General features: G+C 69.8%; 16 protein-coding genes. All 16 read right to left on the minus strand.

All coding sequences use genetic code 11. The features are described from left to right. Nucleotides 1-67: 67 nt before the first annotated feature. The 16 genes from whiG to RMT89_RS28635 all read right to left on the minus strand — a co-directional run bounded on the left by whiG (nucleotide 68) and on the right by RMT89_RS28635 (nucleotide 12,125). Complete coding sequence (gene whiG / locus RMT89_RS28560) at nucleotides 68-910, minus strand: RNA polymerase sigma factor WhiG (protein ID WP_315886656.1); 843 nt, start codon at nucleotides 908-910, stop codon at nucleotides 68-70. A gap of 282 nt (nucleotides 911-1,192) precedes the next feature. After that, entirely contained in the window at nucleotides 1,193-2,353 is a 1,161-nt protein-coding gene (gene dprA, locus RMT89_RS28565) for a DNA-processing protein DprA (RefSeq protein ID WP_315886657.1), read from the minus strand. Then, nucleotides 2,350-3,975, minus strand: coding sequence for a YifB family Mg chelatase-like AAA ATPase (locus RMT89_RS28570; RefSeq protein WP_315886658.1), 1,626 nt, complete (start codon nucleotides 3,973-3,975; stop codon nucleotides 2,350-2,352). Before RMT89_RS28570 ends, dprA begins: the two co-directional genes overlap by 4 nt. Further along, nucleotides 3,975-4,367: a YraN family protein gene (locus RMT89_RS28575; protein WP_315886659.1), complete on the minus strand. Its 393-nt coding sequence runs from the start codon at nucleotides 4,365-4,367 to the stop codon at nucleotides 3,975-3,977. The genes RMT89_RS28570 and RMT89_RS28575 overlap by 1 nt, the downstream gene beginning before the upstream one ends. A 58-nt stretch (nucleotides 4,368-4,425) precedes the next feature. Continuing rightward, nucleotides 4,426-4,734 (minus strand): DUF2469 domain-containing protein, encoded by a 309-nt coding sequence (locus RMT89_RS28580; RefSeq protein ID WP_003965949.1) that lies wholly within the window; start codon nucleotides 4,732-4,734, stop codon nucleotides 4,426-4,428. A gap of 56 nt (nucleotides 4,735-4,790) precedes the next feature. Continuing rightward, nucleotides 4,791-5,267, minus strand: a complete 477-nt coding sequence (locus RMT89_RS28585) for an NUDIX hydrolase (protein WP_315886697.1) — start codon at nucleotides 5,265-5,267, stop codon at nucleotides 4,791-4,793. Between the two features lie 19 nt (nucleotides 5,268-5,286). Next, on the minus strand, nucleotides 5,287-6,042 hold the full coding sequence (lepB, locus tag RMT89_RS28590) for a signal peptidase I (RefSeq protein ID WP_399498494.1): 756 nt from the start codon (nucleotides 6,040-6,042) through the stop codon (nucleotides 5,287-5,289). Nucleotides 6,043-6,139: 97 nt separating this feature from the next. Then, complete coding sequence (locus tag RMT89_RS28595; RefSeq protein WP_315886661.1) at nucleotides 6,140-6,547, minus strand: hypothetical protein; 408 nt, start codon at nucleotides 6,545-6,547, stop codon at nucleotides 6,140-6,142. A gap of 42 nt (nucleotides 6,548-6,589) precedes the next feature. Then, nucleotides 6,590-6,970, minus strand: a complete 381-nt coding sequence (locus RMT89_RS28600) for a hypothetical protein (RefSeq protein WP_315886662.1) — start codon at nucleotides 6,968-6,970, stop codon at nucleotides 6,590-6,592. A gap of 233 nt (nucleotides 6,971-7,203) precedes the next feature. Next, nucleotides 7,204-8,208: a signal peptidase I gene (gene lepB / locus RMT89_RS28605; RefSeq protein WP_315886663.1), complete on the minus strand. Its 1,005-nt coding sequence runs from the start codon at nucleotides 8,206-8,208 to the stop codon at nucleotides 7,204-7,206. Further along, entirely contained in the window at nucleotides 8,099-9,184 is a 1,086-nt protein-coding gene (gene lepB / locus RMT89_RS28610) for a signal peptidase I (protein WP_315886664.1), read from the minus strand. Before lepB (RMT89_RS28610) ends, lepB (RMT89_RS28605) begins: the two co-directional genes overlap by 110 nt. Beyond that, complete coding sequence (gene lepB / locus RMT89_RS28615) at nucleotides 9,177-9,893, minus strand: signal peptidase I (protein ID WP_315886665.1); 717 nt, start codon at nucleotides 9,891-9,893, stop codon at nucleotides 9,177-9,179. The genes lepB (RMT89_RS28610) and lepB (RMT89_RS28615) overlap by 8 nt, the downstream gene beginning before the upstream one ends. A gap of 45 nt (nucleotides 9,894-9,938) precedes the next feature. Then, a complete protein-coding gene (gene rplS / locus RMT89_RS28620) occupies nucleotides 9,939-10,289 on the minus strand; it encodes a 50S ribosomal protein L19 (RefSeq protein WP_128435180.1) in 351 nt (116 codons plus the stop codon). A gap of 132 nt (nucleotides 10,290-10,421) precedes the next feature. Beyond that, nucleotides 10,422-11,255 (minus strand): tRNA (guanosine(37)-N1)-methyltransferase TrmD, encoded by an 834-nt coding sequence (gene trmD / locus RMT89_RS28625; RefSeq protein ID WP_315886666.1) that lies wholly within the window; start codon nucleotides 11,253-11,255, stop codon nucleotides 10,422-10,424. Next, nucleotides 11,255-11,797, minus strand: coding sequence for a ribosome maturation factor RimM (rimM, locus tag RMT89_RS28630; protein WP_315886667.1), 543 nt, complete (start codon nucleotides 11,795-11,797; stop codon nucleotides 11,255-11,257). Before rimM ends, trmD begins: the two co-directional genes overlap by 1 nt. 88 nt (nucleotides 11,798-11,885) lie before the next feature. After that, on the minus strand, nucleotides 11,886-12,125 hold the full coding sequence (locus RMT89_RS28635) for an RNA-binding protein (RefSeq protein ID WP_003973401.1): 240 nt from the start codon (nucleotides 12,123-12,125) through the stop codon (nucleotides 11,886-11,888). Nucleotides 12,126-12,127 lie beyond the last annotated feature (2 nt).

Raw genomic sequence — 12,127 nt, forward strand, 5'->3', positions numbered from 1 at the left:
CTTGGCACGTCAACCACTCTACGGACGCGCCACCCACGACGGGAGTCTCCCGGCCGCCCGCTCCGGCTCACCGTCCAAAACTCGCCAGCTTCGCCCGCAGCTGGAGCACCGACTTGGTGTGGATCTGGCTCACCCGGCTCTCGGTCACCCCGAGCACGTTCCCGATCTCGGCAAGCGTGAGCCCTTCGTAGTAGTAGAGCGTCACGACGGTCTTCTCCCGCTCGGGCAGCGTGTTGATCGCCCGGGCCAGAAACCGCCTCAGCTCCCGGTCCTCGGCCACCTCGACGGGGTTGTCCGCGGCGGTGTCCTCCAGCGTGTCCATGACGCTCAGACCGTCCCCGCCCTCGCCCCCCACATGCAGCAGCTCCTCCAGCGCCACCACGTTGGCCAGCGACAACTGACTGAAGACCGCGTGGAGTTCGTCCACCGCGATCCCCATCTCGGCGGCCACCTCCCCCTCCGACGGCGTCCGCCGAAGCCGCGCCTCCAGCGTGGCGTACGCCCGCTCCACGTTGCGCGCCTTCTGCCGCACCGACCGCGGAATCCAGTCGAGCGCCCGCAGCTCGTCGATCATCGCGCCCCGGATCCGGGTGATCGCGTAGGTCTCGAACTTGATCTCCCGGTCGATGTCGAACTTCTCGATCGCGTCGATCAGTCCGAACACCCCCGAGGACACGAAATCGGCCTGCTCCACGTTGGGCGGCAGCCCGACGCTCACCCGCCCCGCCACGTACTTCACGAGCGGCGAGTAGTGCAGGATCAGCTGCTCACGCAGCCGCTCGTCCCCCGTCGCCTTGTACGACCGCCACAGCTCGTCGAGTGTCGAGGGAGCGGGCGGCCGCACGCTGCCACCGTCGCGGGCGGCTGGGGGGATCGCCGCCCGGTCGGACCCGGAGGTGTGCTGGGGCATTCGTCGCCTTGTGCCGTTCTGCCGTGAAGTGCGGGTGCCTGGGTGAGCTGTCGGTCGTGTACGGGTCTGGTGTCCTGTTGCCGGTCTGCACCGGAATCCACGTGAGCGTAGCGTGACTGGAGTGTCGCGGTGTGCGAAGGCCGGGGCTCGGGGAGTGCGCAGATACGTTCCGCTAGGCGTCCCCCCGGGGCACGGTGGTCGCTCTGTGTGATCGGCCCCGCACATCAACTACGGGAATTCCCAAGGGCGTCATGGTTCCCCCGGACGGCCGAACACACTCGGTCAACATCGGCTCCGACCTCCGCGCACGGAGATCATCGCCTGGCGTGTCAACTTCCAGCCGTCGCCGTGTCGTTCGACGTAACCAAGTGCTCGTAGTTCGTACAGCCGGGCGATGGCGTCGTCCACGGTCGTCTGCGCCCCACGGGCGATCTCGTCGGCCGGGGCCGCGCGCTGCCCGGGCAGCGCGGCCAGCACCCGGCGCATCTGGGGCGCGAGCAGATCCCGCGGCAGGACGGGCCCGCGCCGATCCGGGGCGAGCTCCCCCATGTCCCCGACGAGCTCGACGACTTCCGCGGCATCGGTGACGAGGACGGCGTCCTGGCGCAGCAATTCATGCACTCCGGCGGAGAGCCCACTGGTCGCGGGGCCCGGTACCCCTATCGTGTGGCGCCCCAGCCGCTGCGCCGCCCGGGCCGTGGCCAGTGACCCACTGCGATGCGCGGCCTCGACGACGACAGTGCCCCTGGTGAGCGCCGCGATCACGCGGTTGCGGACGATGAACCTGCTCGGAGTCGGATGATCTCCGGGTGGCAACTCCCCGATGACGAGCCCCTGTTGGGCGATTCTGGTGATCAACTGGGTGTGCCCCCGCGGATAGGGCCGGTCGACACCGCAGGCGAGCACGGCGACGGTGGCCCCACCGGCGGCGAGGGCACCGCGGTGGGCGGCGCCGTCAATGCCGTAGGCACCCCCGGACACCACCACCCAGCCACGCTCGGCAAGCCCCGCGCCGAAGGTGGCGGCCATATGGGACCCGTACTCGGTACAGGCCCGGGCCCCCACGACGGCAACGGACCGAAGCGCCCACATCCGCAGACTCGCCGCCCCCCGCACCCAAAGCCCGACAGGCCGCGCATCCCCCAGATCATCAAGCTGCCCCGGCCACTCGACACCCCCCGGACACACAAACCGAACCCCCACCTCCCGGGCAACCTCCAGATCCCGCTCGGGCACGGCCCGCTCAGCCCGCCCCAACAGCCCGGCCCAACGCCGCTCGCTCACACCGGGAAGCCTGGCCCCCTTCCCCCGCAACCGCCGCGCCACTTCGCGGGCCCCCAGCTCCCGCAACCAGCGCCCCGCGATCTCGTCCCCGGGCTCAAGCACCCGGGCGAGGAACACCCGGTCATGGAGTTCCTCGTCCGGATCATCGGCGCGGCTCACGTCAACGCCCCGATGGCCATGGGAACCCCTCGGGGGACCCCCGTACGCAGCTGCAGGGCCAGGGCGACGTCCGTCGCGTCGGGCCGGTCGTGACCAACGAGGTCGGCGACGGTCCAGGCGACGCGCAGGACACGGTCGAGACCGCGCGCTGTCAGCACGCCGCGCTCCAGATTGCGCTCCGCTTCGTCCATCGCGCCGGGCGTGGCGTACCAGCGGCTGCGCAGTTCCCGGCCCGGCACCTCGCTGTTCGTCCGCCACGGGGTGCCGGCCAGCCGGGCCGCCGCCCGGTCCCTGGCCTCCTGCACCCGTGCGGCCACCGTCGCCGTGGACTCGCCCCGGGCACCGCGCTCGGTGAGCTCGGCGCGCGTGACCCGGTCCACCTCGATCCGCAGGTCGACCCGGTCCAGCAGGGGCCCGGAGAGCCTGGCCTGGTACCGGCGGATCACGGCGGGCGGGCATTCGCAGAAGTCGTCGTTCCGGGAGAACCGCCCACAGGGGCAGGGGTTGGCCGCCAGCACCATCAGGAACTTCGCCGGGAACCGGACGACACCAGCGCTGCGTGCGATCACGACGTGCCCGGACTCCAGGGGCTGCCGCATGGCGTCCAGGACGTGACTGCTGAACTCCGGGGTCTCGTCCAGGAACAGGACGCCTCGATGGGAGAGCGACACCGCGCCCGGCCGTGCGACCCCGGGGCCGCCGCCGACCAGCGCCTGCATCGTCGCCGAGTGGTGCGGGGCGCAGTAGGGGGCGACGTCGATCAGGGGCTTGCCCGGAGGCAGCAGGCCCGCCACCGAGTGCACCGCCGTGACCTCCAGCGACTCCTCCCTGGCCAGCCGGGGCAGGATGGCCGGCAGCCGCTCGGCGAGCATCGTCTTGCCCGCACCGGGCGGCCCCTCCAGGAACAGATGGTGACCACCCGCCGCGGCGACCTCGACCGCCGTACGGGCGGAGTGCTGGCCCACGACGTCGGCGAGGTCATGACCGCTGTCCTGCTGTGCCGCTCCGGCGCTGTGCATCCCGGTGGCCGCGCCCGTGCCCGGCACCCGCAGCCCGGCGAGCAGCGGGTCGGGGCGGCCCGGTTCGTGCGCTTCCTCGTCGGGCACGGGTTCGTCCGCCAGTACCGCGATCAGCTGGCGCAGGCTGCGCACCCCCAGCACGGAGACGCCCGGCACCAGGGAGGCCTCGGCGGCGGCACACTCCGGTACGACCACCTGTTCGTAACCGGCGTTGGCCGCGGCCAGCACCGCCGGGAGGATGCCGCGGACGGGCCGTACCCGGCCGTCCAGACCCAGCTCCCCGATCATCACGATGTCGGCGAGCACCCGCGGATCGACCCGCTCCGCGGCGCCCAGCACCGCGCAGGCGACGGCCAGGTCGAAGCCGCTGCCGGCCTTGGGGACCGACGCCGGACTGAGTCCCACCGTCAGCTTCTTCTGCGGCCACTCGGCCCCCGAATTCACCACGGCCGCCCGAACCCGGTCCCGGCTCTCCGTCAGGCTCTTGTCCGGGAGGCCTACCAGGGTGAACGCCGCGACGCCCGGTTCGAGGTCGGCCTGGACCTCGACCACCACGCCCTCGACCCCGACCAGGGCCACCGAGCAGGTGCGTGCGAAACCCATCACGCCACCCCCCGCGCGTGCTGGACGAGCGGGGCGCCGCGCTGAGGGAGGAGCACCCCGACGACGTCGATGCGGACGCCGCCGGGTGGTGCTCCTCCGTGTGTCTGGATCCAGCGTTCGGCGAGATCACGCAGCCGCGCCGCCTTCTCGGGGGTCACCGCGGCCATCGGGTGTTCGAAGCAGTCGCTCCTGCGGGTCTTGACCTCACAGACGACCAGCGCGTCCCCGTCCCGCGCCACGATGTCGATCTCGCCGGTCCGGCCGCAGCGCCAGTTGCGCTCCAGGACCGTCATCCCGGCCTCGGCCAGCCGCCTGGCGGCCAGCCCTTCTCCGTACCTGCCGAGTGCACTGCGTGCGTTCATGTCGGCACCACCTCCGGCACCGACGATCACGCATCCGCCCCCAAGAAAAGGATCTTGGTGGACGACTCACTCCTTGTGGATAACTCCGTCACCCGCCCGGGAGTTCAAGGTCACTCTTGTTGAGCTCCTCGATGTTCACGTCCTTGAACGTCAACACGCGGACTTGCTTCACGAAGCGGGCCGGCCGGTACATGTCCCAGACCCAGGCGTCCGCCATGGACACCTCGAAGAACACCTCTCCCTGGACCGAGTGCACCTGCATCTCGTAGTCGTTGGTCAGATAGAAGCGCCGCTCGGTCTCGATCACATATTTGAACAGACCGACGACATCGCGGTACTCCCGGTAGAGCTTGAGCTCCATCTCGGTCTCGTACTTTTCGAGGTCCTCGGCGCTCATGGCATGTTCCCCTTCAGCCGTGCGATCCCCCCATTGTGCGCCAGTCCCGTAAGCCTCTAGACGATTTCGGTGTCAAGGGTCACGGGCCCGGCCGGGGGACCTTCGTCGAGCAGCCTGCGCAGCAGCTCGGCGAGTCTGGTCGGATACACCGTCTCATGTGCCTGGGTCAGTTCCTGACACGTCCACCAGCGCGCTCCGGCGACACTGCGCCGCTCCAGCTCCGTGAGGCCCACGGCCTCGACGGCCGTCTGCGTCGTACGGGCCAGGTAGTACCACTCGTCCTGGTCCCAGCGGCGCCCCGCGAACGGGAACGAGCACATCCGCCGCCACAGCACCGGGCCGAGGTCGACCTCGGTGATGCCGGTCTCCTCCGCGAGTTCCCGCAGAGCCGCCTGTTCACGGCTCTCGTCGCCCTCGACGCCTCCGCCCGGTGTGAACCACCAGTCGTCGGTCGTGTCGTCCGGCTCGTGCCCGTGCAGCAGCAGGATCCGGTCCTCGGGGTCGAGCAGAACGACCCGGGCGACCTTGCGCATCCCGCCCGTGTACGTGTCCTCAGCGGGCACCCGCGAGCTCCGTCCGCCGGGAGCGACCCGCGAGCCGTTTGGCGATCGGGCCGTACGCCGCGCCGCCCAGGATCAGCACCGCGCCGACGACGATCAGGGTGACGACCGTACGGAGCGGCCCCGGCGAGGACAGACCGCCCAGTTCCTCGAAGCCCGTGGGGCGCTTCAGCATGCCGTCCATGGGCCATACGACGGCGTCCACCCGGGCCGACACGGCGCTGCGCGCGACGGTACCGCTGGCGGCGTCGCTGATGTGGGCCGTGGAGTCGAGCGAGCCGCGGCGCTCGTCGCCGAGGAGGAAGAGCCGGCCCTTGGGGACCTTCACGGTCGGGAAGTTCTTGATCTCGGCGAGGCTTCCCTCGGGCAGATACGACTCCTCGATCTGCTTGCCGTTGACGGTCAGCTTGCCGTCGGTGCAGCAGGAGACCGTGTCGCCGCCGACCGCGACCACACGCTTGAGCACGTTCGCATCGGTGACCCAGCTCGTGTCCCGGAAGACGACGACATCACCGCGGCGCACCTCGTCGCCGTCGACGCGCTGCGCCAGAACCCGGTCACCGGCATCGATCGTGGGCGCCATCGAGGTGGTGGGCACGGTGTAGGGCCGGTAGACCACCGCCCCCCAGGCGAATCCGCCGAGGAACAGCACACAGCCGAGGGCCACCGCCAGCCCGGACAGTATTCCGCCCAGGTCGGCGCCCGACTTCCCCTTGTCGTTTCCCGCTGCTCCCACGTCCGCTCCCATCCCACAGTCCGCGCCGGGGCACCATATCGCGCCGGGAAAACACCACGGCGGCCTCCCCGAGATCCTCAGGAAGACCGCCGCGGGTCACATCACTCGATCAGGCCGTACCGCAGCTCCAGTAGCCCCAGTAGCCCCACTCGCCGCTGGAGGACTCACCCACGCCCGCCTGCATGCAGACGCCGGTGCCCTCGGCATAGCTCCGGTTGGAGACCACCGGGGAGCCGGCGGCCCCGTTCGGGTTCCAGACGGAGAAGTCGTAGCCGCCGCCCGACTGGTACGGCGCGACGTCCACCTTCACCACCGCGGACCAGCCGTCGGCGCACTTGTCGTACACGGTGATCGTCTCACCGTAGGACGCGAACAGCGCCGCGGAGGCGTACGAACAGCCGTTCTTGACGCTCGGACCGTACACGGTCACGTCCGTTCCCGCCGAGGCCGGCGAGTTGGCCAGACCGACCATCGCGACCGCGCCGACCAGGGCCCCAACGACTCGAAACTTGCTCACGAAACCCCCAGGCTCCAGCCGAATGATTTACCGGTACCGAGATCAGGCCGTGCCACAGCTCCAGTAGCCCCAGCTGCCCCACTCGCCGCTGGAGTACTCGCCCGAGCCGGCCTGCATGCAGACGCCCGTGCCCTCGGCGTAGCTCCGGTTGGAGACGACCGGGGAGCCGGAGGCGCTGTTCGGGTTCCAGATGGCGAAGTCGTAGCCGCCACCGGACTGGTAGGGCGCGACGTCCACCTTCACGACCGCGGCCCAGCCGTCGGCGCACTTGTCGTACACGGTGATCGTCTCGCCGTAGGAGGCGAAGAGCGCCGCGGAGGCGTACGAACAGCCCGACTTCATGCTCGGACCGTAGACGGTCACGTCCGTTCCCGCCGAGGCCGGCGAGTTGGCCAGACCGACCATCGCGACCGCACCGACCATTGCCCCAACGAGCCGAAACTTCTTCACGAAACCCCCAGGCTTTAGCTGACGTTTACCACTCGAACAAGATCGAAGATTAGCGGAGTCAACCTTGAAGAACGAACAAGTGGACGAATGTGATCCACTCGTTATTCCTTGATCGGAAACGCCAACGGGGCCCCACCCGCGGGACCTTGTGGTCCGCGGGTGGGCCCCGGGAGTCGGCGTGCTGCTGCCGGGCCGGCGCTGTGCGGCTAGGGAGCGCTGTGGTGGTGGGAGTTGGCGGCCGCCTCGGTCTCGGCAGCCCGGGCGAGCCTGCGGCGCCGCCAGAGCGCGAGCGGTACGACACCCGCGAAGGCGGCTGTCTGCGGTGCGTAGGGCAGTGCCGCGGCGGCGGACGCCCGCGCGTCGAGCGGCTGGTCGAAGGTGTCGGGAACGGGCAGGGTGCCCCAGCGGTTGATCGGCCAGGCCTTCACGATGGCGCGCCCGACGACCTCGTCGACCGGGACCATGCCCTTGTACTTGTCGCCCCTGTTGTAGCGCGAGTCACGCGAGTTCTGCCGGTGGTCGCCCATGACCCAGATGAAGCCCTCGGGGACCTTCACCTTGAACTGGCCGCCCTGGTCGTCATTGGTGCAGGGGGTGTTGCCGGGGTAGACGTACGGCTCGTTCAGCGCCTTGCCGTTGACCTTCAGCGGGCCGGTGCCCTTGCACTCGACCGTGTCACCGCCGACGCCGATGACGCGCTTGATGAGGTCCTTCTCCTCGGACGACGGCATCAGGCCGATCCAGCTGAGGAACGTCTGCAACGCGTTCGGCTCGGGCGTCGGCTCGCCCAGCAGCCACGTGCCGGGGTCGTGGAAGACGACCACCTCGCCGCGGTCGGGCTCGGAGCCGAACCACGGGGTGAGCTTGTCGACCAGGACGCGGTCACCCCGCTGGAGGGTGTTCTGCATCGAGTCGGAGGGGATCGAGAACGCCTGCACGAGGAACGTCTTGATCAGCAACGCGAGGACGAGCGCGATGCCGATGAGGATCGGCAGCTCCTTCCAGAAAGAGCGCGGCTTCTTCGGGGCCGGCGCCGAGTCGCCGGGCCCCTGCCCGTCCGTCGCGGTCCGCTCCGCGGTGCCGTCCTCAGCCGCGCCGCCGTCACTCCCGGAGGTCACGGCGCCGTCCGAGGCCGGGTCGGCCGCTTCCACGGGGCGTCCGCGGTCCTCGCCGTCGTGCCCGGATCGTGCGCCTACCGCCACATCCCCCACGCCAACTCCTTACTCTCTGCCGCTGCCTGCCCCAGAGACGATGCAGGCCCACCACTCCCATAACGAGCGGGAGTTCCGCAGGGCTCGGGAGTCGGATCGTTCCGTTCGGATCGTCGGAGGCAACCCTATGCGACAGCCGCGGGGCCGCGGCCGACCCGGTGGCCGAGTCGGAGACGGATGCGTAGGTTTTCGGTTCGTCCAAGGTGCCCCAGTGACCGAACGGCCAGGCGATGACCATGGCGCGGCCCACCACCTCGTCCTCGGAGACCGTGCCGCCGTTCTGGTTCTGGTGCGAACGGGAGTCGGCGGAGTCGGCCCGGTGGTCGCCCATCACCCACAGGCGTCCCTGGGGGACGGCGACGTCGAACTCGGTCAGGGAAGGGACGTTCCCGGGGAAGAGGTAGTCCTCCTGCAGGGGGACGCCGTTGACGGTGACCCGCCCTTGCGCGTCGCAGCACTTGACCCGGTCGCCACCGACGCCGACGACCCGCTTGATGAGGTCCTTCTCGTTGTCGGACGGCAGCAGACCGATGAAGGTGAGCCCTTCCTTGATCTGCTTGACGACGACGGGGTCTTCCTTCTTGGCGGTGGGCTGCTCGCCCTGGAGCCAGCCACCGGGGTCCTTGAAGACGACGACGTCCCCGCGCTGCGGCTTGGAGCCGAACCACGGGGTGAGCTTGTCGACCAGCACCCGGTCGCCGATCTGGATCGTCCGCTCCATCGAGCCCGACGGGATCACGAAGGCCTGGACGAGAAAGGTCTTCAGTACGAGGGCTATCAGCACCGCGACACCGACGAGGAGAGGTATCTCCTTGATCGCGCTGCGCCTGCGCCGCCGCTTGACCTTGCGCTGGAGTTTGCGCCGCTCCGCGCGCGTACGGCCGCCGCCGGAGCCGGAGGCGCGCCGGACGCCGGTGGGCAGGAGGTTGTCGGCGGCGCTGCTCGGTGCCCCGCGTGGCTTCCCGCGGTTACCCATGCGCACCCTCCGGGGCCGGCACGCGCGCGTACGCGTCGGGGCGCTCCAGGCGGGTCCAGTGGTCGGTGGGCCAGACGATCCAGTCGGCCCGGCCCACGACCTCGTCCACGGGGATCATGCCGCCGCCCGGGGAGCCCAGGTGGTCGCGGGAGTCGCTGGAGGCGCTGCGGTGGTCGCCGAGGACGAAGAGGGTGCCGTCGGGCACGATGATGTCGAAGGCCACGCTGGACGGGCCGTCCCCGGGGTACAGGAACGCCGACTCGTCGACCGACCGGCCGTTCACCTGGATCCTCCCCTCCTTGTCGCAGCAGACCACATGGTCTCCCCCCACACCGACAACGCGCTTGATGTAGTCGGCGTCCCCGAAATACCCGGTTCCGTCGAACACGACGACATCGCCACGCCGCGGCTGGGCACCGAAACGGTACGCCAACTTATTTACGAGAACGCGGTCCCCGATCCTCAATCCGCGCTCCATGGATCCGCTGGGGATCTGGAACGGCTGGAGCACAAAGGTGCTGAGCAGCAGCAGGAAAAGCAGGCAGACCAGCAGGGTCAGGGTGATCCGCCCGCCGGGCAGCCATGCGGAGATCCGCGACACCAACGCGAAACGCGACCGTCCCTCCGGCCCCCTCGGATCCGAGGTGTCCTCGGTGTCGGAAGGGCGGGAGGAGCGGTCGCGCTCCGTCGGCTGTGCTTCGGTGTCCATCGGGGCCAGATGCTATCCGGCCCCGCTGTGACGTCCGGAAAGCGCTCAGTTCTCGCGCTTCTCCTTGATCTTCGCCGCCTTGCCGCGCAGGTCACGGAGGTAGTACAGCTTGGCGCGGCGCACGTCACCCTTGGTGACGAGCTCGATCTTCTCCACGATCGGGGTGTGCACCGGGAAGGTGCGCTCGACGCCGACGGAGAAGGAGACCTTGCGGACCGTGAAGGTCTCGCGGACACCGGCGCCCTGGCGACGGATGACCACGCCCTTGAACTGCTGCACACGGGAGCGGTTGCCCTCGATGACGCGGACGTGGACGTTGACGGTGTCACCCGGGCGGAAGGCCGGGACGTCGCTGCGCAGCGACGCGGAGTCGACGGAGTCGAGCAGGTGAGACATTTCGTCTGCTTTCTTCGCCCATGCCACAGGTCATAGGCGGGAGCTGGTTTCCAAAAGGATGCTGTTCGCGTCGGGGCGGGCGTCGTGTCCCCCTGTGGCAGGGGCGCACGCCGGACGGCGCACAACAGCGACCTATTCTTCCACGCCGTCCGGCCTGCGCCAAAATCGGCCGTGCGGCTCCCCCTCGGGATCCGGTTCCCAGCCCAGGATGGACAGCATCTCGCGGTCCTTCTTGTCGAAGGCCTTGGGGTCGCAGCGCTCGATCAGATCGGGCCGGTGGGCCGTGGTGCGCTTGAGGGCCTCGTCGCGCCGCCAGCGGGCGATCTTGCCGTGGTGGCCGCTGAGCAGCACGTCCGGGATGCCACGCCCGCGCCACTCGGGCGGCTTGGTGTAGACGGGCCCCTCCAGGAGGTTGGCCATGGCGCCGGGGGCGAAGGAGTCGTCGCGGTGGGACTCGGCGTTGCCGAGGACGCCGGGCAGCAGCCGGGCCACGGCCTCCGTGATCACCAGTACGGCCGCCTCACCGCCGGCGAGGACGTAGTCGCCGATGGACACCTCGTAGACCGGCATCCGGGTCGCGTACTCGTCGATGACCCGCCGGTCGATGCCCTCGTAGCGGGCCGGCGTGAAGATCAGCCACGGGCGCGCGGAGAGCTCGACGGCCAGTTCCTGGGTGAAGGGGCGGCCGCTGGGCGTGGGGACGATCAGCGCGGGGGCGTGGGAGCCGGTCTCGTAGCCGTCCGCCAGGACGGAGTCCAGCGCGTCACCCCAGGGCTCGGTCTTCATGACCATGCCCGGGCCACCGCCGTACGGCGTGTCGTCGACCGTGTTGTGCCGGTCGTAGGTCCAGCCGCGCAGATCGTGCACCTGAACGTTCAGCTGCCCACGCGCGCGTGCCTTGCCGACCAGGGAGACGTTCAGGGGCTCCAGGTACTCGGGGAAGATCGTGACGACGTCGAGCCGCATTACGACTCTTCCCGCGACGAGTCGATCTCCGCGCGGTCGTCGATCAGACCGGGCGGCGGGTCGATGACCGCCTTCTGCTCGGCGAGGTCGATCTCGGTGACGATCTCCTCGACGAACGGGATCATCACCTCGCTGCCGTCGGGCCGCTCGACGATGAACAGGTCCTGCGAGGGCAGATGCGAGATCTCGGTGATCCGGCCGACCTCCTCGCCGCCCTTGGTCACCACGTCCAGGTCCATCAGCTGGTGGTCGTAGTACTCGTCGTCCTCCTCGGGCAGTTCGTCGGGGTCGACGTCGGCGATGAGGAGGATGTTGCGCAGGGCCTCGGCGCCGGTGCGGTCGCGCACGCCCTCGAAGCGCAGGAGCAGGCGCCCGCTGTGCACACGGCCGGTCTCGATGGTGAGCGGGCCCGCGGATGCGGGATCGGTGGCCAGTACGGCACCGGGGGCGAGCCTGAGTTCCGGCTCGTCGGTACGTACCTCGACGTTGACCTCACCCTTGATGCCGTGGGCGCGGCCGATCCGGGCGACTACGAGCTGCACTTTTTGAAGATCTCCTGTCGTACGTACGACTGCGGGCCGGGGACGGCACAGTGGCCCTCCCCGGCCCGAGCCGGTGCTGCGTTCGGCGTCAGCGGACGTGGTCCACGTCGACTAGGTCGACGCGGACACCGCGGCCGCCGATGGCGCCCACGACGGTACGCAGAGCGCGTGCGGTGCGGCCGTTGCGACCGATCACCTTGCCGAGGTCGTCGGGGTGGACCCGGACCTCAAGCACACGTCCGCGGCGCAGGTTGCGCGAGGCGACCTGCACATCGTCAGGGTTGTCGACGATGCCCTTCACGAGGTGCTCAAGCGCCTCTTCGAGCATGC

This window comes from Streptomyces sp. P17 (genome assembly GCF_032436805.1).
In the GTDB taxonomy this organism is placed as follows: domain Bacteria; phylum Actinomycetota; class Actinomycetes; order Streptomycetales; family Streptomycetaceae; genus Streptomyces.